A 24,589-nucleotide genomic window follows, 5' to 3' on the forward strand; every position below is an offset into this window, starting at 1 on the left:
GCAGAAGCCAACCTCATGAACATTAACTATCTTGAAGATTTTGTAATCGGGCAGATTTTTCAATCCGGATCACTACGAATTGAAAAGGAAAGAATGGTTGAATTCGCTTCTGAATTTGATCCCCAAGTATTTCACCTTGACGAAGTAGCTGCGCGAGACACTATATTCGGTGGATTGACTGCGAGTGGTTGGCACACCGCTGCTATGACGATTCGGCTAATCCTCGCTAGCTATCTTAATCCGGCCGGAGGGCTAGTTGGCGCGGGGGTCGAGGAGTTACGTTGGCCACAACCGGTCAGACCTGGAGATGAGTTACATGTCGAGTGTGAGATTCTCGATACACGTCCTTCAAAATCGCGTCCGGAACGCGGTATGGTTAAGGTTCGAGTAACTACATATACCCAAAATAAAGAAGCAGTCTTGTGTTTTATAGGCAACCTAGTCGTGCAACGTCGGCAATCTGGCGCATTGCTGATGTAGCGCCTGCGGTCTTCCAACAACCGGAATGGCCGACCAGTGTGAATTGGCCCTCCGGCAGGTTCCAGAGTTGACCGGTCCCTTGAACATCCCGGGTAGAAGCTTGGCGTTTGACCGGTTCTGATCGGGACGAGTCCCTAATTTCCCCTTCCTTCGACTGCTGCCGCGCTTCGCTTGGCGCCTGGCTCGTTCGGCTTCGCCGATCCGAGACCACGGAGAGTTCATTTTATAAGTGTGCAAATAAGAATATTTTAAAATTCAAACGCATTGGTGGCGTTGTTCTGTGCATTAGCAACGCTCATGAGCAACGGACTACGTGCTCATTACGCCGGGAGGGTTGCTCATATTCACTGGCATACACAGCTGGACGAAGTGGTGGCCACTCGGACCCAGGTCAACTGCCTGGTCGCCAATCCCTTCGCCGGCATGTCCGTCTCGGACCGCGTCCGACCGCGCAACCTGGTCAATGATGCCTCTTCGCTAATGGTGGCTTGTGGCTTGGCCTTGCGGAGGTTTGAAGAATGATTCGAATAAATCTTCTTCCTCACCGCGAGGAAAAGCGCAAGGCGCGGCGGCAGCAGTTTTATGCTTTGGCGGGGCTAATCTCCGTTTTGGCATGTCTCATTATTTTCCTTGGTTATACCGTGATTGGTGGTTATATCAGCGTTCAGGAAGAAAAAAATACCTTCCTGAAAAAGGAAATTGCCAGCCTGGACAAGGATATTGATCTGATCAAGGGCTTGCGTGAGAAAACCCAGGCTTTGCTGGCTCGCAAGCAGGTTATCGAGTCCCTGCAGCGCGATCGTGCCGAGGCAGTTCGGCTTCTTTCCGAGTTGGCGATTCAGGTACCTGAGGGGGTTTATCTGAAGTCGATCAAGCAGGAGGGGGGGCAGGTAACCCTCACCGGCTTGGCCCAGTCCAATGCTCGAGTCTCGACGTTGATGCGTAACGTGGAGGCTTCCCAATGGATGGAGAAGCCCAATCTGATTGAAATCAAGTCGGTAGATGTGGCGCGTCGGCGTTTGAGCGAGTTCAGCATGACCTTGACGTTGACGCGAGAGTCTTCGGATACGGCCAAGGAGAAAAAATGAATAAGCCAAAAATCTCTTTGCCAGCGCTGAACTTTGAAAAAATCGCACAGGATTTTCGTAACCTTAACCCCAATGATATTGGAGCCTGGCCGGCTGTCCCAAGGTTTGCCGTGCTGATTGGACTTTTTGTTGGCCTGTTGGTTGCAGGTTACGTGGTCGTCTGGAGTGAGCAGTATGGTGTGCTAGATGGCCGGCGAGAGGAAGAGCTGAAGCTCAAGGACGAATATGTCAGCAAAAAGCGCCAGACAATCAACTTGAGCCTTTATGAGCAGCAGCTCAATGAAATTGACCGCTCGTTCGGCGCATTGCTGAAACAACTACCAAACAAGGCAGAAGTTGAATCCCTTCTCGTGGAAATCAATCAGTCCGGTTTGGGGCGGGGGCTTTCCTTTGAGTTATTCAAGCCTGGTCAGGAGGCGCTTAAGGAATTTTATGCGGAGCTTCCTGTTTCCGTAAAATTGACCGGGAATTACCACGATTTGGGTGCTTTTGCCGAGGATATTGGCAGGTTGCCTCGTATCGTTACGCTCAACAACATCGCAATCGCCCCTCAAAAAGATGGCAGCCTCAGCATGGAGGCTATTGCCAAAACCTTCCGTTATCTGGATGAAGAAGAGGTCGCCAAGCAGAAGAAGGCGGCACAAGAAGCTGCGAAGAAAGCTGCTGGAGGCAAAAAATGAGTAACCGTCGTCTAGCGATCGGTGCAAGTGTGCTCGTTTTGGCTCTTGGCGGATGCGGGGATGGTGAGCACGAGGACTTGAAGCAGTGGATGCAAGAATCCACCAAGGATCTGAAAGGGCGAGTGGCCCCTCTTCCTGAGATGAAGCCTTATGAAGCCGTTGCTTACGATGCCGCCGGCAATATTGATCCATTCAAGGCAGCCAAGCTGAACCCGGCCAACAAAGCGGGCGGAGGTGGGCTGCTGCCGGACTTCAATCGCCCGAAGGAGGCCTTGGAAGCTTATCCGCTTGAATCACTGAAGTATGTGGGCTTCCTCTATCGGGGAAAGCTGGCAAATGGGATTGTTCTGGCTGACAGTTCGCTGCACCAGGTAAAGATCGGGAATTACATGGGCCAGAACTTTGGGATCATTACCAATATTGATGAAACGCAGATTGTTTTGCGTGAGTTGGTTCAGGAAAGTTCTGGTGATTGGGTGGAGCGTGTCAGCTCGCTACAACTCCAGGAAACGGGGGACGGAAAATGAAGTTTTATAAACAGATCCTGAAGGTTGCATCCCTGCTGGGATTGCTATCCTTCTCCGCCTATGGGGTGGCTCAATCCAACGCGATTGAAGCGATTAATGTAGCAACCCAGGGCGACTCCGTAACTCTCAAGGTGTCTTTAAAAAATCCGCTGGCTGCGATCCCTGCCAGTTTCAGTGTTGCCAGCCCGGCGCGCGTGGCTTTGGATTTTCCGGATACGGAAAACAGCCTCGGTAAAAATGCCGAGCAGTTGTCCAGCGGCGGTATTCGTGGCTATAACGTTGTTCAGTCCGATAAGCGGACCCGGTTGGTTCTGAATCTGAATCAGCCCATGGCCTACGAAACGCGCCTAGAGGGCAATCAGGTTTACGTCACGCTGACGAAAGTGACCGGAGCGATTGTGGCTGACAACAAGGTCAGTCAGTTTGCCGAGTCAAAATATGCGGCGACTACCCACGCAATCCGCTCGATTAATTTTAGGAGAGGGGCGGGCGGGGAAGGGCGAGTGGTCATTGATCTCAGTGATGCCAATGTTGGTGTGGATGTACGCCAGCAAGGGGAGCAGGTAATTGTCGAGTTCCAGAAGGCAACTCTGCCGCCACACATGGCCCAGAAGATTGATGTGACCGATTTTTCGACGCCTGTAACCAGTGTTACGGCAATGCCGCAGGCCGGCAATGCTCGGGTTGCAATTTCAGCGAAAGGGCTCTGGGAACATCAGGCCTATCAGGCTGAAAATCAGTTTGTCATTGAGGTTAAGGCCGTTTCTGAAGATCCGAACAAACTGGCCCGTTCCGGCGGCCCGCACGAGTATGGTGGTGACAAGATATCCCTCAATATCCAGAACACCCCGGTAAAACAGTTGCTGCAAACGCTGGGTGAGGAATTTGGCTACAACGTCGTGATGTCGGATACCGTGTCCGGCTCGATCAGCCTGCGCCTGCAAAATGTTCCGTGGGATCAGGCGTTTGACCTGATTCTGGAGCGGGGTGGATTGGATAAGCGTCGGCGGGGAACCGTTCTGCTCATTGCCCCGAAGGATGAGTTGTTGAAGAAGGAAGAGCTGGAGCTTCAGGCCAAGCAGCAGATCAGCGATGTTGAGCCGTTGAAGACAGAAACCTTTCAATTGAACTATCAACGGGCAGAGGCTTTCCACAAGGTACTGACCGATGAAAAGCAACGGATTCTATCCAAGCGTGGCAGCGCGGTGATGGACCCTCGCACCAATACGCTCTTCATTCAAGATACGCCTACCCGGCTCGAGGAGCTGAGGAAAATCATCGCCAAAACTGATGTGCCGGTTCGTCAAGTGTTGATTGAGGCCCGAATTGTCGAGGCTACCGATAATTTCAGCAAGAACCTCGGTGTTCGCCTCGGCTTCAATGATATTAGCGACCCCGCAAGTAGGGCTAATCGACTACAAGGGCGGATTGGCGGCAGCATGCTGGATCAGGCGCGGGAGACCTATCAGAACGTAATTAGCCGTACCATTGATGCGACAACGGGTATTGAAACGATCACGCGGCCAGCGAAGGTCATGCTGGATAATTCGGCCACCTACAATAATTCTGCGACTAGCGTTAATTTGCCTGCCAGTGCGATCAAGGGTTCCCAAGCCGGAGCTTTCTCGCTGGTCCTTTTTAATCCCAGTGCCACCCGCTTCCTCAACTTGGAGCTGTCGGCCTTGGAAGTGGATGGCAAAGGGAAGGTGGTTTCCAGCCCTCGTGTCATGACCTCGGATCAGGCAGAGGCCATCATTGAGCAGGGTATTGAAATTCCCTACCAGCAGGCTACCAGTTCCGGGGCCACCGCCGTGATGTTCAAGAAGGCGAATCTGTCCCTGAAGGTGAAGCCCCAGATTACGCCGGATGGCCGGGTCATCATGTCTCTGGATATCAACAAGGATGTTCCCGATACCACCATCGCCAGCAATGTGATTGCCATCAAGACCAAACACATTAAGACCGACATCCTGGTAGAGAACGGCGGTACTGTGGTAATTGGTGGTATCTACGAAGAAACCGAGAATCAGGCCACCAGCCGTATTCCGTTCCTGGGTGACCTGCCTTATGTCGGCTTCCTGTTCCGCAATACCCGGACTGATCGAGACAAGGTGGAGCTGCTCATTTTCATCACACCGAAAATTGTCTCTGGCGACTTGGCTTTGCGTTAAAGCTCGTCGGCGGCCGTCTGATGATGGCCGCCGCTTCGGGTTGCGCTGAAATGGCAACCTGCTGGGCAGAGGAGTGCTGAGTGGACGAGCAAAAGAAAATGGCCCGCAATGCGGGCCATTTTCTTTGGTGTTTGGTGGTGATGGGCAGAATCGAACTGCCGACCTATGGGTTATGAATCCATCGCTCTAACCGTCTGAGCTACATCACCATATTGTTTGGCGGCCGCGTGCGACCCCAATCCAAGGTGCGCGATTCTATCTTTCAGGGCGCTCCAGGTCAACTATCCAGCGTCGTGCCGCTTGGGGGGGCGTTTGGATTCCGGCCTGACAAGGCGGGTGGTTTTCGTGCTGTATAATAATCCGATGAATTTACGAAGATTTCTGTTGCTCTTGTCGTTGCTGTCCGCCATGGCGGTGCAGGCGCAGGGTGAAATCATGCGAGCCATTCCTGATGGGGCGTCGTTTGGCGAACTCAAGGGAGTGAGCAATGGTCAGATTGCCATTGGCGCTTATTTGTATCGGCTGGCGCCAGGGGCGCAGATTCGCGGAACAGACAATCTGATCCGGATGCCCGATGTACTGGCATCCGTTAGCGGTGGGGTGCCCGTGCGGTATCAGGTGGATGTAAATGGCGATGTGATCCGCGTTTGGATCCTGTCTGCGGCTGAATATGCGAACCTGAATCCCCGGAAAATTCCGGCCCAACCGCTGCCATTGCCCACTTTGCCTACCATGGGCACTGCCGGCACTGCGGCAGCCTCCTCCAACTGATGCAGCTTCCGGCCATTCCGGCCTTCATCACCTATACGTAGCGATCCCGTGTCCAAAAAGCTTTACATCAAAACCTTCGGCTGCCAGATGAACGAATACGACTCGGACAAGATGGCCGATGTGCTGAACCAGTCCGAACCCCTGGAAAAGACCGACAACCCCGAAGAGGCGGACATCATTCTCTTCAATACCTGTTCCGTGCGGGAAAAGGCTCAGGAGAAGGTTTTCCACGACCTGGGCCGGGTCAAGCACCTGAAGAAGCTCAATCCCAATCTGGTGATCGGCGTTGGTGGCTGTGTCGCCAGCCAGGAAGGTGCCGCCATTGTGGCCCGGGCGCCTTATGTGGACGTGGTCTTCGGTCCCCAGACCTTGCACCGCCTGCCCCAGCTGATTGCCGAGCGGAAGAGCCAGGGCAAGGCGGCGGTGGATGTTTCCTTTCCGGAAATCGAGAAATTCGACGCGCTGCCCCCGGCCAAGGTGGAGGGGGCCACCGCCTTCGTTTCCATCATGGAAGGCTGTTCCAAGTTCTGCACCTTCTGTATCGTCCCCTATACCCGGGGCGCCGAGGTGTCCCGCCCCTTTGAGGACATCCTCACCGAAGTGGCAGGCCTGGCCCAGCAAGGGGTGAAGGAAGTGACACTGCTGGGACAGAACGTCAATGCCTACCGCGGCGAGTTTGGCGGCGAGGTCGCCGACCTGGCCATGCTCATCGAGTACATCGCAGAGATGCCCGGCATCGAACGCATCCGCTACACCACCTCCCACCCGCGGGAAATGACCCAGCGCCTGATCGACACCTACGCCAAGGTGCCCAAGCTGGTCTCCCATCTGCACCTGCCGGTGCAGGCCGGCGCCGACCGGGTGCTGGCGGTGATGAAGCGCGGTTATACCGCCATCGAATACAAGAGCATCATCCGCAAGCTGCGGGTGGCGCGGCCCGACATTTCCCTCAGCTCCGACTTCATCGTCGGCTTCCCCGGCGAGACCGAGGAGGATTTCGAGAAGACCATGAAACTGATCGAGGACGTGGGCTTCGACACCTCCTTTAGTTTCGTCTACAGCCCCCGCCCCGGGACCCCGGCGGTGGAACTGGAAGATGACACGCCCCAGGATGTGAAGCTGGCCCGCCTCGCTCGTCTGCAAAAGCGCATCGAGGAGCAGGCCATGGCCATTTCCCAGGCCATGGTCGGCACGGTGCAGCGGGTGCTGGTGGAAGGCACGTCGAAGAAGGATGCCAACGAGCTGGCCGGCCGCACGGACAACAACCGGGTGGTCAATTTCGTCGGCAATCCCCGCCTCATCAACCACTTCGTGGACGTCACCATCACTTCGGCCCTGCCCCATTCCCTGCGGGGTGAGATCGTCACCCGGGAAGGCGTGGCCGCCTGATGGGTGCGAGCAAAACCCGGCCCTTGGAGCTGTTCCTGTCCCCGGTGGACAACCAGTACCTGGCCAACCTGTGCGGCGCCCTGGACGAGAACCTGCGGCAGATCGAGACGGCCCTGGATGTGACCATCACCCGCCGCGGCGAGCGTTTCACCTTCCACGGTTCCGTCGCCCAGGCCCGCCGTGCCTCCGACGCCATCAGCCGCTTCTACGCCAAGGCCAGGGAGCCCCTGTCGGTGGACGACATCCAGCTGGGGCTTATCGAACTGCTGAACCAGCCGGCCCGGGCCGGTTCCGCCGGCATCGACCCCACCTCGCCGGCCCTGATCACGCGCAAGAGCGAACTGCACGGCCGCACGCCGCGCCAGATCGAATACCTGAAGCACATTCAGGATCACGACATTACCTTCGGCATCGGCCCCGCCGGCACCGGCAAGACCTATCTGGCCGTGGCCAGCGCCGTGGATGCCTTCGAGCGGGACCAGGTGGAGCGCATCGTCCTCACCCGGCCGGCAGTGGAGGCCGGTGAGCGCCTCGGCTTCCTGCCCGGCGACCTGGCCCAGAAGGTGGATCCCTACCTGCGTCCCCTCTACGATGCCCTCTACGACCTGATGGGCTTCGACAAGGTGACCAAGCTCTACGAAAAGGGCGCCATCGAGATCGCCCCCCTGGCCTTCATGCGCGGGCGCACCCTCAACCACGCCTTCATCATTCTCGATGAGGCTCAGAACACCACGCCGGAACAGATGAAGATGTTCCTCACCCGCATCGGCATCGGCGCCAAGGCCGTGGTCACCGGCGACCTGACCCAGGTGGACCTGCCCCGGGGCCACCAGAGCGGTCTCCGTGAAGCGGCCCAGATCCTGCGCGAAGTGCGGGGCATCGCCTTCACCGAATTCCTCAAGGAAGACGTGGTGCGCCACCCCCTGGTGGCCCGCATCGTCTCCGCCTACGAAGAACACGGACGCAAGCCATGAACCAGCCCAGCCGCCGCCTCAACCTCTCGGTGCAATACGCCTGTAACCGGGAAGGCCTACCCTGCCGCGACGATTTCCGTGCCTGGGCCCGCGCCGCCCTCAACGTGGACGGCATGAAGGGTGGCCAGGTCACCATCCGCCTGGTGGAAGCCGACGAAGGCCAGGAGCTGAACCGGGACTACCGGGGCAAGGACTACGCCACCAACGTCCTCTCCTTCCCCTACGAATACGAGCCCGTCGTCATGGGTGACCTGGTCATCTGCCATGCCGTGGTGGCCCGGGAAGCGGCCGAGCAGGGCAAGCCCCTGGCAGCTCACTACGCCCACCTGGTGGTGCATGGTATGCTGCACCTGCAAGGTTACGACCACGAAGAAGAAGCGGCGGCCGAGCACATGGAGGCCCGGGAACGCGACATCCTGGCCGGCCTCGGCTACCCCGATCCCTACGCCGCCTGAGCGGTACCGGTGGGGCGCCCAGGTTCCCCATCCCCAATTTCCGTTGCCCAACCCCGCCCATGGACCCTTCCCCTAGTTCGCCCAAACCGACCCTGCTCGAACGTCTTTCCTCCCTCCTCCTGCGCGAGCCCGAGGATCGGGAGCAACTCCTCGCCCTGCTGCATTCCGCCTTCGAGCGCGACCTGCTCGACGCCGACGCCCTGACCATCATCGAAGGGGCCATGGCCGCCTCCGAAACCTCCGTCCGCGACGTCATGGTGCCCCGGGCCCAGATGGACGTGATCGACATCGACTCCTCCCTGGACCAGCTCATCCCCACGGTGATCGAGACCGCCCACTCCCGCTTCCCGGTGGTTGGCGAGAGCAAGGACGACGTGCTGGGCATTCTCCTGGCCAAGGACCTGCTGCGCTCCATCATCGAGCGGGACTTCAGCCTGCGCAACTGGCTGCGCCCCGCCGTCTTCATCCCTGAATCCAAGCGTCTCAACGTGCTGCTGCGGGAGTTCCGCGTCAGCCGCAACCACATGGCCATCGTGGTGGACGAATTCGGCGGCGTCGCCGGCCTGGTGACCATCGAGGATGTGCTGGAGCAGATCGTCGGCGAGATCGAGGACGAGTACGACTTCGACGAGACGGTGGACAACATCCAGCTGGACCAGTCCGGCCGCTACCGGGTCAAGGCCCAGACCGAGATCGCCAGCTTCAACCACGCCTTCGGCACCACTTTCCCCGACGACGATTTCGACACCGTCGGCGGCATGCTGCTGCACCACCTGGGCCGGGTGCCCAAGCGCAACGAAGTGGTGGAGGTGGGCCACGTCCGCTTCCAGGTCCTGCGGGCCGACAGCCGGCGCCTGTATACCCTGCTGGTGGATACGCCTCGCACCATCGGCGATACCGAATAAGGTGGGAATCTCCCGTTTCCTCTCCCCACTGCGCAGCGACGGGCGGGCCCGTCTGCTGGCGGCCGGCGCCGGCCTGCTGGGGGTGGGCGCCTTCGCTCCCTTCGCTGTCTTCTGGCTGGCCTGGCTCAGCTGGGGCGCCCTGTTCCTCCTGGTGAGCCGGGCGCCGTCGCCCCGGGCGGCGGCCTGGCGCGGTTTCGCCTTCGGCCTGGCCCAATTCCTCGGCGGCGTCTCCTGGGTTTATGTCAGCCTCCACGATGTCGGCGGCATGCCCCTGCCGGTGGCCGCCCTGGCCACCCTGGCCCTGTGCGCCTACATGGCCCTCTATCCCATGGCGGCGGCCTGGAGCGCCCGCCGGCTGGACTTCTCCGGCAAGGCATCCTGGAGAAGCGCATGCCTGTTCGCTGCCAGCTGGGTGCTGGCCGAATGGGCCCGCGGCTGGGTGCTCACCGGTTTTCCCTGGCTTGCCCTGGGTTACTCCCAGTCGCCGCCGTCGCCCCTGGCCGGTCTGGCGCCGCTGCTCGGCGTGTATGGCGTGTCCCTGGCCTCCGCCCTGCTGGGCGCCTGGGGCGCCCTGGCGGTGGTGGGGCGCCAGCGTCTGCCTGGGCTGCTGGTCTTGCTGCTGCTCGGCCTCGGCGCCGGGCTGGGGCTGGTGCAATGGACTGCGCCGGTGGGCGAGCCGCTGCGGGTGGCCCTGCTCCAGGGCAACATTCCCCAGGATCTGAAATGGCAGCCGGAGCGCTTTCTCGATTCCCTCACCACCTACGTCGGCCTGGCCCGGGACAATCCGGCGGACCTGACGGTGCTGCCGGAAACCGCCGTGCCGGCCCTCTACGACCAGCTGCCCCCCGAGTTCATCGCCGACCTCAAGGCCCTGGCGGCCCGCCGCGGTGGCGACCTGCTGCTGGGGGTGCCGGTGGCCGACGAGAGCAGCGGCGAGCGGCGCTACTACAACAGCGCCATCGGCTTCGGCGCCAGTCCCCAGCAGTCCTACAGCAAGGCCCACCTGGTGCCCTTCGGCGAATTCGTGCCGCCGGGCTTCCGCTGGTTCCTCGACCTCATGCACATGCCCATGTCGGACTTTTCCTCCGGCGGCGGCCAACAGCCGACCCTGGCCCTGGCCGGCCAGCAGATCGCTCCCAACATCTGCTACGAAGACGTCTTCGGTGGCGAGATCATCCATGCCCTGCCCCGGGCCACCCTGCTGGTCAATCTCTCCAACACCGCCTGGTTCGGCCGTTCCCTGGCCCAGCCCCAGCATCTGCAGATCGCCCAGCTGCGGGCCCTGGAGACCGGTCGCCCCATGCTGCGCGCCACCAACACCGGCATGACCGCCGTGGTGGCCCCGGATGGGCGGGTCCAGGCCGTGCTGCCGCCCTTCACCCGGGGCGCCCTGGTGGCCGAGGTGCGGGGTTACCAGGGGCTGACGCCCTTTGCCCGCACCGGCAATACGGTGGCCCTGTTTCTGGCGACCCTTCTCCTGGCTGCAGGTGCTTTGGCGCGGCGGCGGGAAACCCAGTAAAATCCAACGTTTCCGACAAATTTCCAACGCTTTTTGGCGAACCCCATACCCATGCCTACCTTTCAGGAAGTGATCCTGCGTCTGCAGGACTACTGGAGCAAACAGGGCTGTGCCCTCCTGCAACCCTACGACATGGAAGTCGGCGCCGGCACCAGCCACACCGCCACCTTCCTGCGGGCCATCGGCCCCGAGCCCTGGAAGGCCGCCTATGTGCAGCCCTCCCGCCGGCCCAAGGACGGCCGCTACGGCGAAAACCCCAACCGCATGCAGCACTACTACCAGTTCCAGGTGGTGCTCAAGCCCGCTCCCGACAACATCCTGGAGCTGTACCTGGGCTCCCTGGAAGCCCTCGGCTTCGACCTGAAGAAGAACGACGTGCGCTTCGTCGAGGACGACTGGGAAAACCCCACCCTGGGCGCCTGGGGCCTGGGCTGGGAAGTGTGGATGAACGGCATGGAAGTGACCCAGTTCACCTACTTCCAGCAGGTCGGCGGCATCGACTGCAAGCCCATCACCGGCGAGATCACCTACGGCCTGGAGCGCCTGGCCATGTACCTGCAGGGCGTGGAAAACGTCTATGACCTGAAGTGGACCGAAGGCCTCACCTACGGCGATGTGTACCACCAGAACGAGGTGGAGCAATCCACCTACAACTTCGAGCACAGCGACGCCGACTTCCTGTTCACCGCCTTCGGTGCCCACGAGAAGCAGGCCCAGCACCTGATGCAGGCCCAGCTGGCCCTGCCGGCCTACGAGCAGGTGCTCAAGGCTGCCCACACCTTCAATCTGCTGGATGCCCGGGGCGCCATTTCCGTCACCGAGCGGGCCGCCTACATCGGCCGCATCCGCAACCTGGCCCGCAGCGTCGCCCAGTCCTACCTGGATTCCCGCGCCCGCCTGGGCTTCCCCATGGCGCCCAAGGAATGGTCCGCCGAAGTGCTGGCCAAGCTTGAAGAACAGAACGCCAAGAAAGTCGCCTGATCATGTCCGCCAAGAATCTGCTCGTTGAACTGTTCGTCGAGGAACTGCCGCCCAAGGCCCTGAAGAAGCTGGGCGAAGTCTTCGCCCAGACCCTGGCCCAGTCCCTCAAGACCCAGGGCCTGGCGCCCGAAGCCGCCGCCGTCACCGCCTACGCCTCGCCCCGCCGTCTGGCCGCCCATGTGACCGACGTGCTGGCCGTGGCCGCCGACAAGCCCGTGGTGCAAAAGCTGATGCCCGTGGCCGTGGGTCTGGACGCTGCCGGCAACGCCACCCCGGCCCTGCTGAAGAAGCTTGCCGCCCTGGGTGCTGACGCCTCCGTCGTCCCCAGCCTGCGCCGCGAGAACGACGGCAAGGCCGAAGTGCTGTTCTACGACAGCCTGGCCAAGGGTGCCGCCCTGGCCGAAGGCCTGCAGAAGGCCCTGGAAGCGGCCCTGGCCGCCCTGCCCATTCCCAAGGTGATGAGCTACCAGCTGCAGGACGGCTGGACCAGTGTCAATTTCGTGCGCCCCGCCCATCGTCTGGTGGCCCTGCACGGCAGCGAGGTGGTGCCCCTCGCCATCCTCGGCCTGACCTCCGGCAACACCACCCTGGGCCACCGTTTCGAAGCGGCCAAGGAAGTGGTGACCTTCGCCGACGCCGACAGCTATGCCGATACCCTGAAGCGGGACGGCGCCGTCATCGCCAGCTTTGCCGAGCGCCGCGCCGAGATCGTGCGCCAGCTCGAAGCCGCGGCGGCCAAGGCCGGCCCCAATCTCAAGCCCATCGAGGACGAGGCCCTGCTGGACGAGGTCACTGCCCTGGTGGAGCGTCCCAATGTGCTGATCGGCAAGTTCGAAGCCGAGTTCCTGGCCGTGCCCCAGGAATGCCTGATCCTCACCATGAAGGCCAACCAGAAGTACTTCCCCCTGCTGGACGCCAGCGGCAAGCTGACCAACCAGTTCCTGGTGGTGAGCAACATCGCCCCGGCCGATCCTTCCGCCGTCATCGGCGGCAACGAGCGGGTGGTGCGCCCCCGTCTGGCCGACGCCAAGTTCTTCTTCGACCAGGACCGCAAGAAGACCCTGGAATCCCGCGTCCTCGGCCTGGCCAAGGTGGTCTATCACAACAAGCTGGGTACCCAGGGCGAGCGGGTGCAGCGGGTTTGCGCCATCGCCAAGGCCATCGGCCAGCAGCTCGGCGGCGAAGCCCTGGCACTGCAGGCCGAACAGGCCGCCCTGCTGGCCAAGGCCGACCTGCTCACCGACATGGTGGGCGAGTTCCCCGAACTGCAGGGCATCATGGGCCGCTACTACGCGCTGCATGACGGCCTCTCCGCCGATATCGCCGACGCCATCGAGGACCACTACAAGCCCCGCTTCGCCGGCGACAGCCTGCCCCGGGGCAATGTGGGCACCGTGGTGGCCCTGGCCGACAAGCTGGAAACCCTGGTGGGCCTCTTCGGTATCGGCCAGATTCCCACCGGCGACAAGGACCCCTTCGCCCTGCGTCGCCACGCCCTGGGCGTGATCCGCATGCTGGCCGAGGGCGACCTGGCCCTGCCGCTCTCCGATTTGCTGGCCGGTGCCGCCGCCACCTTCTCCCAGGTGGAAGGCTTCAAGGCCGCCAACGAGGCCCTGGCCGATTTCATCTACGACCGCCTCGCCGGCAGTCTGCGGGAGCAGGGCTACAGCGCCCAGGAAGTGGATGCCGTGGTCTCCCAGCGGCCCCAGCGCCTGGGCGACATCCCCAAGCGCCTGGCCGCCGTGCGCGCCTTTGCCGCCCTGCCGGAAGCCGAGGCCCTGGCCGCTGCCAACAAGCGGGTGGGCAACATCCTGAAAAAGGTGGAAGGGGGCGTGGCTGCCAAGATCGACAACGCCCTGCTCCAGGAAGCCGCCGAAGTGGCCCTGGCCCAGGCCCTGGCCGAGGTGAAGCCGGCTGCCGAAGCGGCCTTCGCCAAGGGCGACTACGCCGCCTCCCTGCAGTCCCTGGCCGCCCTCAAGGCGCCGGTGGATACCTTCTTCAACGACGTCATGGTCAATGCGGAAGACCCCGCCCTGCGGGCCAACCGCCTCGGCCTGCTGGCCACCCTGCACCTGGCCATGAACCAGGTGGCGGACATTTCCAAGCTGTCGGCCTGAGTTTCGCGGAGCGCACGCAACCATGAAGAAACTTGTCATCCTCGACCGGGACGGCGTCATCAACTTCGACTCGGCCCAGTTCATCAAGAGCCCGGCCGAGTGGAAGCCCATTCCCGGCAGCCCGGAAGCCATCGCCAAGCTGAACCAGGCGGGCTACCGGGTGGTGGTGGCGACCAACCAGTCCGGCGTCGGGCGCGGCCTGTTCGACATGGATACCCTCAACGCCATCCACGAAAAGATGCACAAGACCGTGGCGGCGGCGGGCGGGCGCATCGACGCCATCTTCTACTGCCCCCACGCCGCCGATGCGGGCTGCGACTGCCGCAAGCCCAAGCCCGGCATGTTCCAGCGCATCGCCGCGGTGTACAACGCCGAACTGAAGGGCGTGCCGGCCATCGGCGATTCCCTGCGCGACCTGCAGGCCGCCGCCCGGGCCGGCGCTTCCCCCATCCTGGTGCTCACCGGCAAGGGCGAGAAAACCCAGGAAGAGGGCGACCTGCCCTACGCCACCGAAGTCTTCCCCGATCTCTCCGCCGCCGTCGATCATCTGCTCGGCAACGGCAAGAACTGACCCTATGGCCCTGATCCGCTCCCTGTTGTTCACCCTGTTGTCGGTCCCCCTGATTGCCTTCTTCGGGGCTCTGGTCTGTGTCGTCGCGCCGTTCCATGTGAACACCGCCTACGTCCTGATCGACATCTGGCGTTCCATCTTCCTCGGCCTCCTGGTGCGCGGGGTGCTGGGCATCCGCACCCGGGTCGTCGGCATCGAGAACATTCCCGACGAGGCCGTGGTGGTGCTTTCCAAACACCAATCCGCCTGGGAAACCGTGGCCCTGCAGCAGTGGTTCCCGCGCATGGTCTTCGTGCTGAAGAGGGAGCTGCTGCTGCTGCCCTTCCTCGGCTGGGCCTTCAAGGCGATCGGCATGATCGCCATCGACCGCAAGGCCGGCATGGATGCCCTGGCCCAGGTTTCCGAACAGGGCACGGCCCTGCTGCGGCGTGGCATCAGCGTCATCATCTTCCCCGAGGGCACCCGCGTCGCTCCGGGCCAGAAGAAGCGCTACAAGCCCGGCGGCGCCCACCTGGCGGTGCAGGCCAAGGCCAAGGTGGTGCCGGTGGCCCACAACGCCGGCGAGGTGTGGCGGCGCAATGCCTTCATCAAGCAGCCGGGCACCGTCACCATCAGCTTCGGCCCGGCCATCGACGCCAGCGGCCTGACGGTGGAAGAAGTGAACCGCCAGGTGGAAGCCTGGATCGAAGGCGAGATGCACCGCATCTCCCCGCACCGTTATTGCGATGGGTCGTCCCAGCAGGCCTGATTCCCCCCAGCTCGAACTGGCCCTCTTTCGCGATCCGGCAGAGCGGCCGCCGGCGGACGCCCGGGGCGCCGCCGTGCTGCTCGGCGAACGACTGATTCCCTACGAGTTGCGGCGCAGCCGTCGGCGCACCATCGGCCTCACCATCGACCACCGGGGCCTGCGGGTCGGCGCGCCCCTGCGCGCTTCCGTGCGGGAGGTGGAGAAGCTGATCCACCAGCATCAGGACTGGGTCCTGGGCAAGCTGGAGGAATGGCGCCAGCGCCAGATCCAGACGGCGGTCAGCGTGAGCGACGGCATGTCCCTGCCCCTGCTCGGAGAGGTAATATCGGTGCGCATCACGGCCGGCCCTGCCCGCATCTCCTGGATCGACGGGAATCTCCAGCTATGCCTGCCTGAGGCCAAGGATCCGCGACCGTTGCTGGAGAAGGCCCTGAAAGCGCGGGCCCGTACCCTGTTCGCCGAGCGCCTGGATCATTACGCCCCTCTGCTCGGTGTTGCTGTGCCGCCCCTGGCCCTCAGTTCGGCCCGCACCCGCTGGGGCAGTTGCAGCCGCGTCAGCGGCATCCGTCTCAACTGGCGCCTCATCCACTTTCCCCTGGCGGTGGTCGATTACGTGGTGACCCACGAGCTGGCCCACCTGCGGGAAATGAACCACTCGCCCCGTTTCTGGTCCGTGGTGGAGCGACTTTATCCCGATTACCAGCAGGCCCGGGCCGAGCTCAAGCGTCTGGCCCAGACCCTGCCGCGCTGGTGATCCTTCAACAGCAGGAGTTTTTCATGCGTCTATTGCACACCATGCTCCGGGTCGGCGACCTGGACCGTTCCCTGGCTTTCTACACCGAGGTCCTCGGCATGCAGCAGCTGCGCCGCCAGGATTACCCCGATGGCCGTTTCACCCTGGCCTTTGTCGGCTACGGCCCGGAAAGCGAGGGCGCCGTGATCGAACTGACCCACAACTGGGACACCCCCGCCTACGAGCTGGGCAACGGCTTCGGCCACATCGCCCTGGAAGTGGACGATGCTTACGCCGCCTGCGCCGCCATCAAGGCCCGGGGCGGCAAGGTGGTGCGGGAAGCCGGCCCGATGAAGCACGGCACCACCGTCATCGCCTTCGTCGAAGACCCGGACGGCTACAAGATCGAGCTGATCCAGAAGCACAGCTAGCCCTGGGCGGCCGGGAGGGTGTGATTTTCCTCCTTGGCGACGGCGGGGGTTATGGGCGATCCTCAAAGCCGATTTGGATCAAGGCGGCAGGGCCAGGTGCCCCGCTAGACTGCCCCTGACAGTGGAGACAAAGGAAATGAGCAAGCGCGTTCTGGTGGTGGACGACAGCCGGGTGAGCCGGATGATGATCCGCGCCATCATGCTGGACAAGCATCCGGACTGGACGGTGGAAGAGGCCGGCACCGGTGACGAGGCCCTGGCCAAGTGCGACGGCCAGGCTTTCGACCTGATGACCATCGACTACAACATGCCCGGCATGGACGGCCTGGAGTTCGCCTCCCGGGTCCGGGCCCAGGGCAGCACGGCCCAGCTGGCCCTGCTGACCGCCAATATCCAGGATGCCATTCGCGACAAGGCGGCCGCCCTTGCGGTGCAGTTCGTGCGCAAGCCGGTGACGCCGGTTTCCGTCGCCGAAGCCATGGCCCTCGTCGGCGGCTGAGCGGAGCATGACCTTCCCCGCCTTCTTCGCCCAGGTGCCGCCGATCCTGCTGCGGGATCCCCTGGCCGAGTTCCTGGGGGCGGCGGAAGGCGGCCTCATCGAATACCGCTATGCCGATGCCGTGCGCCTGGCCGGCCATTCCTGCCCCACGGTGGCCGGCGCCTACCTGCTCGCCAGCCGCGCCATGGGCTGCTTGTACGGGAGCGAAGTACCCCGGCGGGGCAATTTTCACGTCAGTTGCGGCGACTCCCTGGACGAGGGTGTCACCGGCGTCATCGCCAGCGTTCTCACCCTGCTCACCGGCGCCGCCGGCAGCGGCGGTTTCAAGGGCCTGGCCGGCCAGCACTCGCGCCGCAACCTGCTGGCCTTCAGCCAGGGCGGTGGCGGCACGTTCACCTTCCGGCGCCTGGACGACGGCAGCGCCGTCACCCTGAGCCTCGACCTATCCTCCGTCCCTCCCGATCCCCGTATGGGCGGCCTGCTCCAGGCCCTGCTCAGCGGCGAAGCCAGCGAGGCGGACGGCCGTGATTTCCGCCTCCTCTGGCAGGACCGGGTACGCCGCATCCTGCTGAAACACTGGGATGATCCGGCGCTGGTTGTGGCCATGCCCTAATTTCGTAGCCGAGGGCGGTGGGGCTTCACACTGGGTCAGCGCTTCGATTGCTTTTTTTGAGCGTCAGTATGGTGTATTCCGGATGTCGGGTGTTGCCCATCGTGTTCCGCAATTCCCATGCCCCCATGCGCATTATTTAGTGCGGACAAAAAGAAAACCCCAGCCGTTGCCGGCTGGGGTTTTGTTTGGTGGGCCCGCAGGGACTTGAACCCTGGACCAAAGGATTATGAGTTGTGCGGGTAGGCATTTTACCCGCTTTGTCCCGCCTTTATGTACGCCTGCATGCCCTTATAAATCAACGACTTGGCGTTTTATTTAGTACCATGCGCTATTGCGTGCTTCTACCTGCGTCGCGTACATTGTGCGTACATGGCTCTTCCGAGGGCTTGTAACGAGTGCGCCCGGCGAGTGCTGCGAACACTCCCGGGCGCGTGACCGACGTTCCATTTAGCAGGAGCACGCCGATATGAGCATTCTACAAACCAGATTCAAATTTACGAACCTCAAAGTGAAGGCGCTACCAGCGCCCACCGACAAGGATCAGGCCTTCTATTGGGATACAGAGACGGCCGGGCTGGGGCTGCGCATCACCGCCGCAGGTGCTAAGAGCTACATCGTTCGCGGGCGCGTGAATGGGTCAGGCAAGGACAGGCGCTTCACCCTCGGTTCCGCTGAACTGCTGAGCTGTGATGAGGCGCGCAAGCGTGCCCAAGTGAAGCGGCTGGAGATGCTGGACGGGCTTGACCCACAGGTTGAGAAAAAGAAGGTCGCCGCGCAGTCCGAAACGCTCCGCGAGGTGATGGAGGACTACATCGAACACAAGCGCACGAAGAACGGACCACTGCGCCCCAGCAGCAAGGCTGACATTCGGCGCTGTGTGGAGGGCACCTTCTCCGACTGGGCAGATGAACCAGTGGCCAGCATCAGCCGCGATGCTTGCATCAAGCGCTTCCGCGAACTGTCCAAGACTGCACCCGTGCAGACCAATCAGGCGTTCCGCAACCTTCGCGCCTTGCTCAACTGGGCGCGCGAGAAGAACGCTACCGCTGACGGCTCGTATCCGATCCTGCCTATCAACCCTGTGTCGCAGATGTTCAAGCAAGGGGGCATGGCGCAATGGAACAAGGAGAAGCCCCGCACCACCCGCGTCCCGCGCGACAAGATAGGCGCGGTCTGGGCGCTGCTGGAGCAGCACAGCGACCCTGCGACGAACATCACGACCACTTGCGTCAGCGCGGACATGGTCGCGTTTATGTTGCTGGCGGGCACCCGTGTTTCGGAGACTCGAACGCTGACATGGGACAGGGTGAAGCTGGACGGCAAACTCCCGACTTTCCACATTCCCGGCGACCTGACCAAGAACCACAACCCGCTGACCCTGCCGCTCAGCGATGCGCTGCACACGCTGCTGACCCGTCGCTATGAGAATCGCATCAAGGGTAACAACTTTGTCTTTCCCGCGATGCGTGGCAAGAAGGGCTATCTCTTCGACCCTCGCGCCTTCCTTGACAAGAAGGTATCAGAGGTGGCGGGAACGCATCTGCACCCACACGCATTCCGGCGCACCTTTGAGGACGTGGCGCAAATCGTCGTCGTTGACAGTGACCAGCGTCGGCAGTTGCTCAATCACCTTGCCAGCGACGTGCATGGCACCTCCTACGCGAACAACCCTGACCCCGCCGTGCTGCTCCCCGCTATGCAGAAGATCAGCGCGTGGATAGTGCAGCAGGGGCAGATTGCCAAGGACGCTGCCAAGGGTGAAAACGTGATCCCAATACGGGCCTGAAAATCGGGCTAGCCCGATAAAAAAGTGTTTGCTATCAAGCATTAAGAGCCATAGCATATAAAAAAGCCTAGGGGGTGCAACGCCCCCTGGCTAGGCACTTCAGAAGCGCCTAGCACGCCCGAATTCGTCAGTGGGCAGCGCTAACCAGACGACAAGCCATGCCTTGCCGTTGCGCCAACTAACTCCCCGCACGCGGTAAGGCAAGTCGATGAGGACTTGTCATGACTACTGCTACCTCCACAGCGATCAAGCTGCTCAACACCGCGCAGGCTGCCGAACTGCTCGGCGTGAAGAAGAACACCCTAGAGATTTGGCGCTACGAGAAGAAGGGGCCGAAGTTCCGCAAGGTGGGCGCACTGGTGCGCTATGCCGAAGCGGACTTGCTTGCTTACTTGGACGAGCGCACCCGCACCGGCACCAGCCACCAAGGCCTGCAATCGTACTGAACATGCAACGCCAGCAACCATGTTCAGCAGCGAATTTTTAGAAGCGTGCCAACCCTTTAGCGCCAGTCCCGGCGCGTCGAGTAACTGCACAGTACGCCACCAAAGAAAAAGCGGCAGGGTCTGCACACCGCTGCCGCTCAGGAGGTACTGCATATGAATCAACACGGAAACAGCGTAGGGCAGCCGTCATGCGAAATGCAAGATGGAATGCAGCCTGCGCAAAACGGCGTACAGGCCGCACCGCCAGCGTGCCAGTACCCTAGCGGCGACCAGCATGCAAACGTGACCCCAGCCGCCCCGCAGCCCGAGCGCTGGGGAAACTTACCGGCAGCGCTACGCGACCGCCCGCAATGGGTGCTCGCTGGTGCTGACAAGTGCCCGCTAACCGCTCACGGTCGCGCCGCGAGCGTCACTGACCGCAGTACATGGACGGACTTTGACACGGCATGCCGAGCAGCCGCCGCCAAGAGGCTGCATATCGGATACGTGCTGCATGAGTCCGACCCGTTCGCCTGCATTGACCTCGACGTGAAAGACGGCACCGCGCCGCAGGTCGTCGAGGGATACCACAACGGCATCCGAGCCTTCGACAGCTACACCGAGCGGTCCAAGTCAGGCAAAGGCTTCCATATCTGGATCGAAGGCAAGATCGGCAAGGGCAGGCGCAAAGACGGCGTGGAGGTGTATTCGCAGGAGCGATTCATCATCTGCACCGGCGATGTGATGCTTGACCGTCCCATTGCAGCCCGCCCGCAGCAACTCGCCGCGTTGCTGGACTCCATCGGGCAGGAGCAGACCACAGCATCCGGGATGGTAGAGCTACCGGAGGACGCCGACGATTGGCATGTCTTGCTCCGCGCGGTCAGCGCCAGCAACGCGGAGAAGTTCTGCAAGCTGTGGCAGGGGCAGTGGCAAGAGGACTACACATCGCAGAGTGAAGCCGACTTCGCATTGCTGAGCATCCTTGCGTTTTACAGCGAGAGCAATGAACAGGTGAGGCGGTGCTTCCGTGACTCGCGTCTTGGCAAGCGCGAGAAGGCACAGAAGGATGACCGCTACCTGAACACCTCCCTGAGCAAGATTCGAGGTAGGCAGGCCATCGAGCAGCAGCGGGCCGACGCCATCAAGGCGCAGATGCCAGCGCTCAACGCTGCCATTGACGCGGCACTTGCGGAGAGCAGGGAAAAGCAGCGTTTTCGCTTCAAGCAGATTGGCGAAGGCGACATTGATCTGAGCGCCACGCGCGCACCGTCAATGAAGCTGGACATGATGCTTCAGTCGCTGGTGTTTGTGGCTGCCGAGAAGCCCCTTGTCACCTTCCGCGACATGCCCGCTATACGGGTGCCCCCGAATGTCATGGGCACCCTGCTAGCACACAACAGGACGGAGATTGAGGACAAGAAGACGGGCGAAATGAAGTGGGTGCCGACGTTCAATATCTGGCAGCAGGATGAACGGCGCATCGTTGTCTATACGCTGACGTTCGACCCTCGCGCGGGTGAGTTTTGCGCCAGCCCTGACGGTCGGCCAGCCATGAACCTGTGGAAGCCGAAACCCCACAACCCGCCCGCCGACTGGCAGGCACGGGTGCAGCCGTTTGTCGAGCATGTCCGCTATCTGGTGTCCGACGAGGCGGAGCGGGAGCGCTTTCTTGACTGGCTTGCACACATTGAACAGAAACCGGGCGAGCTGCCGCACGCGCACTATCTGATGATCGCCACGTCGCAGGGTGTGGGTCGCAACTGGCTCGCGTCGCTGATGGCGTGCGTCTGGTCTGGGCATGTGGCGCTGGACTACGACCTGAAAGGCACCTTCCAGAACGGCTTCAACGGTCAGCTATCGCGCAAGCTGCTGGCGGTCGTCGATGAGATTAACGAGGGAGGCACGGGCGAGCGGTGGCAGCACTCCGAAAAGCTCAAGTCGATGGTGACGACCTCGGAGCGCTTCATCAATGCCAAGTACGGCATCCAGCATAGCGAAGTGAATTGCTGCCGCTGGCTGCTGTTCTCCAACTACGAGTCAGCGCTACCGCTGCACGCGGACGACCGCCGCTGGAACGTGATCCGCAACCCGAGCGAACCACGGGGCGCGGACTATTACTCGAAGCTCTACCGCGCGCTGGGCGATTCAGCGTTTGTCGCGTCGGTGCGCGAGTTCCTGCTGAGGCGTGACATATCGGCGTTCAACCCCGGCGAGCGCGCAGTGATGAACGAGGCCAAGCAATCGGTCGTCGCTACCAGTATGACGCACGAGGACGAGCGAGCCGCTGAACTGGTTGCGTCCTGTACCCGCGATCTTGTCCTGGCGGATCACTTATTCCAGTACATCTACGGCGAGCCGCCTAGCTTGTCGCCCGAGGCTAGCAGGCGGTGGAAGCTGCTGGCACCCATTGCGGCGAAGGCGGGTATTGAGCGAATCGCTAAGCCGCTGACGCTGGGCGGTAGGCCAAAGCAGAAGGTCTGGGTACTGCGGAACCCACAGCGGTGGAAGCAGGCCAGCACGCTTGAGATTGAGCGCGAACTGTGCCGCACATGAACCGACGCGCTGCCCCCTTGGCACCCTTTAGCCCCCTCGCTATTTCTTATGCGAAAGCGAGTCCAGTAAGTGTATGTGAGCCGTTTTGGGCAAGGGATACGAAGGGGAGCAAGGGGGCAGCGCTGCCGCCACTTCGTTCGTGCTGACATGCCGACCCAATTACATGGAAGACCTTGTTCTCTGTTTTTTTAATGAACTGTAAGGCGTTGTTTTTGCGCTGCTTTTGCTTGCGGACCTACGGCCGAGAGTCCTAGCGTGTATGCAATGCGTACCAGTTACGCGCCTTTTATCAAGGAGTTTGCACCATGACAGACAACGTGGATCACCGAATTACGCCCTCGCTTCACCCCGAGAATGTGAAGAGCATTGACGGCTTTGACGAGCAGACCGCGCCGTATCTCGCGCCGACCATGACCGCGTTCAGCACCGCCTATGAAGGCGTGCGTGCTGTTTTGGCGGCGAAGGAGGCGGCTGCCGCGAATCCCACCTGGAACGAAGCGCAGCAGATCATCCACACGGATGACTTTGCACAGAAGCACCTTGCCCGCATCACCAAGAGCTTCGACGTGACCCGCTCGAACTTGGACAAGGCAATCGTGGCGCTGGAGCAGCAGCTCACCACGCCCATTGAATCGAAAGCGGCAGCCAGCATCGCCGGTGAGATTCGTGCCTTCGTGCGCGACATGCCGACCGAGAAACGCCACGCCTTTATCCAACAGGCGCTGGATGCTGCCGATCACGTGACGCTTGGCGCAGTGCTTGGGTCTCCGCCTTACCTGTCCGGCCTCGATGCGAATTTCCAAGCGGTCTATGTCCGTCACTACCACGAACGCAACTCGCCTGAACTGGCACAGCGCCTCAAGGCAATGAAGGGCGCGAAACAGATGATCGAAGAGCGCGCGGGGCTGGTGTTTGAGTCAATGGCTCGTGCAGTTGGCGCGCCTCCGCACAAGGCTGCTGCTCTTCGGAAAGCCAAGACGGCAGCGGAGCAAGCCTTCGTCCTCAAGGACATTTGCCAGTGACCTTGTTGGCTCCTGCTATCAACAACATCAAGCGGAGGTAATCAAGGTGTCCGAAGCCCAATCGCCTGAATGGCTCAAGACGTGGCAGGACTCCCCTGCTGCGCAGGAACCGCCGCGCCGTGGCGGGTTCAAGCCCGGGGTGAGCGGCAACCCGGCTGGCCGTCCAAAAGGCGCGCGGAACAAAACCAACTTCGTCGCCCGCGCCTTCGATGAGAACAAGGCAGAGCTGCTGCAAGTCCTCGTTGATGCAGCGAAGGCAGGCGACATGACGGCGATGAACCTGTTGCTGCAACGCGCCCAGCCCCCATTGCGCTCGCGTGCGCCTACGGTGGAGTTTGAATTGTCGCAAGATCGTCCGCTATCGGAGCAGGCTGGGCAAATTCTGAAGGGTGTCAGCGAGGGTGCGATAGACCCTGACACGGGGAAACTCCTGATCGACTGCATCCAGTCGGTCGCGGGCATCCGTGCTGTCGATGAACTGGAAGCGCGCCTTGTAGCGCTGGAGGAGAAACAAGCATGAGCATTCGAGACACAGACAGCATCCCGCAGCACGGCTGGCGAACGGTGCCCATGTGGGATACACCCCAGCAGCGCAAAGCCAGCCTCAAGCTGATCGTGCAGACCTGCCTTGAGGTGATACGTGACTGCCCTGACCCGGCGGTGCGCGTGGAGGCTGCGCAACTGCTCGCACTGGTCAGCGCGCGAGCATGCCGCAAGGAGAGACTGCATTGAAAAACCTGCACACCGACCCGCGCGAGAACGCGCCCGTGAAGCACACCGTAACGCCCGACGACCTGCAACAGATTCAGCAGCACCGAATCGAGGCGCATGCAGAGCGGCAAACCATGTCCGACTTGAACCTGCTCCGCGCTTTCAAGCTGGGCGAGGCGCTGCGCGAGTCGCGGGAGTAATCACGTGAGTATCAGCAGCGCCAAGGGCATGCTTGTTCGACTCAAGAAGCTGGAACGCTCGCACGGCGCCACCGACGAAATGCGCGGCTGGGTCAGTGACACGCTCGGCGCTGCCATTGCTGACGGTCGCATGTGCCCGGTTGATGGGCCTGTGGTGCTGCACTGTCTGATGAACTGGATCGACGACGGCACCGCACGCGCCGGGACTGCTGGCTGGGGGTTGCTGCGCTGACCGAA

27 protein-coding genes, 1 tRNA gene and 1 pseudogene are annotated in these 24,589 nt (G+C 61.7%); 28 read left to right on the plus strand and 1 reads right to left on the minus strand.

The window, feature by feature from the left end:
• Positions 1-15 precede the first annotated feature (15 nt).
• The 6 genes and pseudogenes from AZSP09_RS14400 to pilQ all read left to right on the plus strand — a co-directional run bounded on the left by AZSP09_RS14400 (position 16) and on the right by pilQ (position 4,946).
• A complete protein-coding gene (locus tag AZSP09_RS14400) occupies positions 16-480 on the plus strand; it encodes a MaoC family dehydratase (RefSeq protein WP_152090425.1) in 465 nt (154 codons plus the stop codon).
• Positions 481-840: 360 nt separating this feature from the next.
• Positions 841-1,002, plus strand: a pseudogene (gene pilM / locus AZSP09_RS14405) (pilus assembly protein PilM); the annotation flags it as partial.
• Positions 999-1,568 (plus strand): PilN domain-containing protein, encoded by a 570-nt coding sequence (locus AZSP09_RS14410; RefSeq protein ID WP_152090427.1) that lies wholly within the window; start codon positions 999-1,001, stop codon positions 1,566-1,568. The pseudogene pilM and the gene AZSP09_RS14410, both read left to right, overlap by 4 nt.
• Entirely contained in the window at positions 1,565-2,248 is a 684-nt protein-coding gene (locus tag AZSP09_RS14415; protein ID WP_014236292.1) for a type 4a pilus biogenesis protein PilO, read from the plus strand. The genes AZSP09_RS14410 and AZSP09_RS14415 overlap by 4 nt, the downstream gene beginning before the upstream one ends.
• A complete protein-coding gene (locus AZSP09_RS14420; protein ID WP_130459407.1) occupies positions 2,245-2,775 on the plus strand; it encodes a pilus assembly protein PilP in 531 nt (176 codons plus the stop codon). The genes AZSP09_RS14415 and AZSP09_RS14420 overlap by 4 nt, the downstream gene beginning before the upstream one ends.
• A complete protein-coding gene (gene pilQ, locus AZSP09_RS14425) occupies positions 2,772-4,946 on the plus strand; it encodes a type IV pilus secretin family protein (RefSeq protein ID WP_152090428.1) in 2,175 nt (724 codons plus the stop codon). Before AZSP09_RS14420 ends, pilQ begins: the two co-directional genes overlap by 4 nt.
• A gap of 132 nt (positions 4,947-5,078) precedes the next feature.
• Here pilQ and AZSP09_RS14430 read toward each other — a convergent pair.
• A tRNA-Met gene (locus AZSP09_RS14430) sits at positions 5,079-5,155 on the minus strand.
• A 103-nt stretch (positions 5,156-5,258) separates the two neighbouring features.
• Between AZSP09_RS14430 and AZSP09_RS20155 the strand changes: the two genes are divergently transcribed.
• From AZSP09_RS20155 to AZSP09_RS14540, 22 genes are all read left to right on the plus strand, one after another.
• Entirely contained in the window at positions 5,259-5,717 is a 459-nt protein-coding gene (locus tag AZSP09_RS20155) for a hypothetical protein (protein ID WP_197739019.1), read from the plus strand.
• Positions 5,718-5,765: 48 nt separating this feature from the next.
• Positions 5,766-7,106: a tRNA (N6-isopentenyl adenosine(37)-C2)-methylthiotransferase MiaB gene (gene miaB, locus AZSP09_RS14440; protein WP_014236296.1), complete on the plus strand. Its 1,341-nt coding sequence runs from the start codon at positions 5,766-5,768 to the stop codon at positions 7,104-7,106.
• Entirely contained in the window at positions 7,106-8,080 is a 975-nt protein-coding gene (locus AZSP09_RS14445; RefSeq protein WP_014236297.1) for a PhoH family protein, read from the plus strand. Before miaB ends, AZSP09_RS14445 begins: the two co-directional genes overlap by 1 nt.
• Entirely contained in the window at positions 8,077-8,535 is a 459-nt protein-coding gene (ybeY, locus tag AZSP09_RS14450; RefSeq protein ID WP_130459404.1) for an rRNA maturation RNase YbeY, read from the plus strand. Before AZSP09_RS14445 ends, ybeY begins: the two co-directional genes overlap by 4 nt.
• Positions 8,536-8,594: 59 nt before the next feature.
• Positions 8,595-9,440 (plus strand): HlyC/CorC family transporter, encoded by an 846-nt coding sequence (locus tag AZSP09_RS14455; RefSeq protein WP_014236299.1) that lies wholly within the window; start codon positions 8,595-8,597, stop codon positions 9,438-9,440.
• A 1-nt stretch (position 9,441) separates the two neighbouring features.
• The gene (gene lnt, locus AZSP09_RS14460) at positions 9,442-10,959 is read left to right on the plus strand and encodes an apolipoprotein N-acyltransferase (RefSeq protein ID WP_152090429.1); all 1,518 of its coding nucleotides are present in this window, start codon (positions 9,442-9,444) and stop codon (positions 10,957-10,959) included.
• Positions 10,960-11,010: 51 nt separating this feature from the next.
• Positions 11,011-11,940: a glycine--tRNA ligase subunit alpha gene (glyQ, locus tag AZSP09_RS14465; protein ID WP_152090430.1), complete on the plus strand. Its 930-nt coding sequence runs from the start codon at positions 11,011-11,013 to the stop codon at positions 11,938-11,940.
• 2 nt (positions 11,941-11,942) lie between these two features.
• Positions 11,943-14,057, plus strand: a complete 2,115-nt coding sequence (gene glyS / locus AZSP09_RS14470; protein ID WP_152090431.1) for a glycine--tRNA ligase subunit beta — start codon at positions 11,943-11,945, stop codon at positions 14,055-14,057.
• A 22-nt stretch (positions 14,058-14,079) separates the two neighbouring features.
• Positions 14,080-14,628 (plus strand): D-glycero-beta-D-manno-heptose 1,7-bisphosphate 7-phosphatase, encoded by a 549-nt coding sequence (gmhB, locus tag AZSP09_RS14475; protein WP_014236303.1) that lies wholly within the window; start codon positions 14,080-14,082, stop codon positions 14,626-14,628.
• A gap of 4 nt (positions 14,629-14,632) precedes the next feature.
• Positions 14,633-15,376, plus strand: coding sequence for a lysophospholipid acyltransferase family protein (locus tag AZSP09_RS14480; protein ID WP_152090432.1), 744 nt, complete (start codon positions 14,633-14,635; stop codon positions 15,374-15,376).
• Positions 15,354-16,130, plus strand: coding sequence for a M48 family metallopeptidase (locus AZSP09_RS14485; RefSeq protein WP_152090433.1), 777 nt, complete (start codon positions 15,354-15,356; stop codon positions 16,128-16,130). Before AZSP09_RS14480 ends, AZSP09_RS14485 begins: the two co-directional genes overlap by 23 nt.
• A 23-nt stretch (positions 16,131-16,153) precedes the next feature.
• Positions 16,154-16,540, plus strand: coding sequence for a lactoylglutathione lyase (gene gloA / locus AZSP09_RS14490; RefSeq protein WP_130459398.1), 387 nt, complete (start codon positions 16,154-16,156; stop codon positions 16,538-16,540).
• Between the two features lie 136 nt (positions 16,541-16,676).
• Positions 16,677-17,039, plus strand: a complete 363-nt coding sequence (locus AZSP09_RS14495) for a response regulator (protein ID WP_130459397.1) — start codon at positions 16,677-16,679, stop codon at positions 17,037-17,039.
• A gap of 7 nt (positions 17,040-17,046) precedes the next feature.
• Complete coding sequence (locus tag AZSP09_RS14500) at positions 17,047-17,652, plus strand: hypothetical protein (RefSeq protein WP_152090434.1); 606 nt, start codon at positions 17,047-17,049, stop codon at positions 17,650-17,652.
• Between the two features lie 466 nt (positions 17,653-18,118).
• Positions 18,119-19,438, plus strand: a complete 1,320-nt coding sequence (locus AZSP09_RS14505; RefSeq protein WP_152090435.1) for a tyrosine-type recombinase/integrase — start codon at positions 18,119-18,121, stop codon at positions 19,436-19,438.
• A 221-nt stretch (positions 19,439-19,659) separates the two neighbouring features.
• Positions 19,660-19,884, plus strand: coding sequence for a helix-turn-helix transcriptional regulator (locus tag AZSP09_RS14510; RefSeq protein ID WP_152090436.1), 225 nt, complete (start codon positions 19,660-19,662; stop codon positions 19,882-19,884).
• Between the two features lie 282 nt (positions 19,885-20,166).
• Positions 20,167-22,419: a phage NrS-1 polymerase family protein gene (locus tag AZSP09_RS14515; protein ID WP_152090437.1), complete on the plus strand. Its 2,253-nt coding sequence runs from the start codon at positions 20,167-20,169 to the stop codon at positions 22,417-22,419.
• A 305-nt stretch (positions 22,420-22,724) separates the two neighbouring features.
• Positions 22,725-23,441, plus strand: a complete 717-nt coding sequence (locus tag AZSP09_RS14520) for a hypothetical protein (protein ID WP_152090438.1) — start codon at positions 22,725-22,727, stop codon at positions 23,439-23,441.
• Positions 23,442-23,487: 46 nt separating this feature from the next.
• A complete protein-coding gene (locus AZSP09_RS14525) occupies positions 23,488-23,961 on the plus strand; it encodes a DUF5681 domain-containing protein (RefSeq protein ID WP_152090439.1) in 474 nt (157 codons plus the stop codon).
• Positions 23,958-24,173 (plus strand): hypothetical protein, encoded by a 216-nt coding sequence (locus tag AZSP09_RS14530; RefSeq protein WP_152090440.1) that lies wholly within the window; start codon positions 23,958-23,960, stop codon positions 24,171-24,173. The genes AZSP09_RS14525 and AZSP09_RS14530 overlap by 4 nt, the downstream gene beginning before the upstream one ends.
• Positions 24,170-24,352, plus strand: coding sequence for a hypothetical protein (locus AZSP09_RS14535; protein WP_152090441.1), 183 nt, complete (start codon positions 24,170-24,172; stop codon positions 24,350-24,352). Before AZSP09_RS14530 ends, AZSP09_RS14535 begins: the two co-directional genes overlap by 4 nt.
• Before the next feature lie 4 nt (positions 24,353-24,356).
• A complete protein-coding gene (locus AZSP09_RS14540) occupies positions 24,357-24,584 on the plus strand; it encodes a hypothetical protein (RefSeq protein WP_152090442.1) in 228 nt (75 codons plus the stop codon).
• The last annotated feature ends 5 nt before the right edge of the window (positions 24,585-24,589 follow it).

Origin of the sequence: Azospira sp. I09, from assembly GCF_009177135.1 — a bacterium.
Lineage (GTDB): Bacteria > Pseudomonadota > Gammaproteobacteria > Burkholderiales > Rhodocyclaceae > Azospira > Azospira oryzae.

Excerpts from the sequence above, each read along its gene's own strand:
- ybeY (WP_130459404.1), top strand. The coding sequence starts at position 8,077 with ATGAACCAGCCCAGCCGCCGCCTCAACCTCTCGGTGCAATACGCCTGT.
- AZSP09_RS14485 (WP_152090433.1), top strand. The coding sequence starts at position 15,354 with ATGGGTCGTCCCAGCAGGCCTGATTCCCCCCAGCTCGAACTGGCCCTC.
- AZSP09_RS14520 (WP_152090438.1), top strand. The coding sequence starts at position 22,725 with ATGACAGACAACGTGGATCACCGAATTACGCCCTCGCTTCACCCCGAG.
- pilQ (WP_152090428.1), top strand. The coding sequence starts at position 2,772 with ATGAAGTTTTATAAACAGATCCTGAAGGTTGCATCCCTGCTGGGATTG.
- AZSP09_RS14415 (WP_014236292.1), top strand. The coding sequence starts at position 1,565 with ATGAATAAGCCAAAAATCTCTTTGCCAGCGCTGAACTTTGAAAAAATC.
- AZSP09_RS14500 (WP_152090434.1), top strand. The coding sequence starts at position 17,047 with ATGACCTTCCCCGCCTTCTTCGCCCAGGTGCCGCCGATCCTGCTGCGG.
- AZSP09_RS14455 (WP_014236299.1), top strand. The coding sequence starts at position 8,595 with ATGGACCCTTCCCCTAGTTCGCCCAAACCGACCCTGCTCGAACGTCTT.
- AZSP09_RS14530 (WP_152090440.1), top strand. The coding sequence starts at position 23,958 with ATGAGCATTCGAGACACAGACAGCATCCCGCAGCACGGCTGGCGAACG.
- AZSP09_RS14495 (WP_130459397.1), top strand. The coding sequence starts at position 16,677 with ATGAGCAAGCGCGTTCTGGTGGTGGACGACAGCCGGGTGAGCCGGATG.
- AZSP09_RS14480 (WP_152090432.1), top strand. The coding sequence starts at position 14,633 with ATGGCCCTGATCCGCTCCCTGTTGTTCACCCTGTTGTCGGTCCCCCTG.
- AZSP09_RS14505 (WP_152090435.1), top strand. The coding sequence starts at position 18,119 with ATGAGCATTCTACAAACCAGATTCAAATTTACGAACCTCAAAGTGAAG.
- gmhB (WP_014236303.1), top strand. The coding sequence starts at position 14,080 with ATGAAGAAACTTGTCATCCTCGACCGGGACGGCGTCATCAACTTCGAC.
- AZSP09_RS14420 (WP_130459407.1), top strand. The coding sequence starts at position 2,245 with ATGAGTAACCGTCGTCTAGCGATCGGTGCAAGTGTGCTCGTTTTGGCT.
- gloA (WP_130459398.1), top strand. The coding sequence starts at position 16,154 with ATGCGTCTATTGCACACCATGCTCCGGGTCGGCGACCTGGACCGTTCC.
- glyS (WP_152090431.1), top strand. The coding sequence starts at position 11,943 with ATGTCCGCCAAGAATCTGCTCGTTGAACTGTTCGTCGAGGAACTGCCG.
- AZSP09_RS14510 (WP_152090436.1), top strand. The coding sequence starts at position 19,660 with ATGACTACTGCTACCTCCACAGCGATCAAGCTGCTCAACACCGCGCAG.
- AZSP09_RS14400 (WP_152090425.1), top strand. The coding sequence starts at position 16 with ATGAACATTAACTATCTTGAAGATTTTGTAATCGGGCAGATTTTTCAA.
- glyQ (WP_152090430.1), top strand. The coding sequence starts at position 11,011 with ATGCCTACCTTTCAGGAAGTGATCCTGCGTCTGCAGGACTACTGGAGC.
- AZSP09_RS14410 (WP_152090427.1), top strand. The coding sequence starts at position 999 with ATGATTCGAATAAATCTTCTTCCTCACCGCGAGGAAAAGCGCAAGGCG.
- AZSP09_RS14445 (WP_014236297.1), top strand. The coding sequence starts at position 7,106 with ATGGGTGCGAGCAAAACCCGGCCCTTGGAGCTGTTCCTGTCCCCGGTG.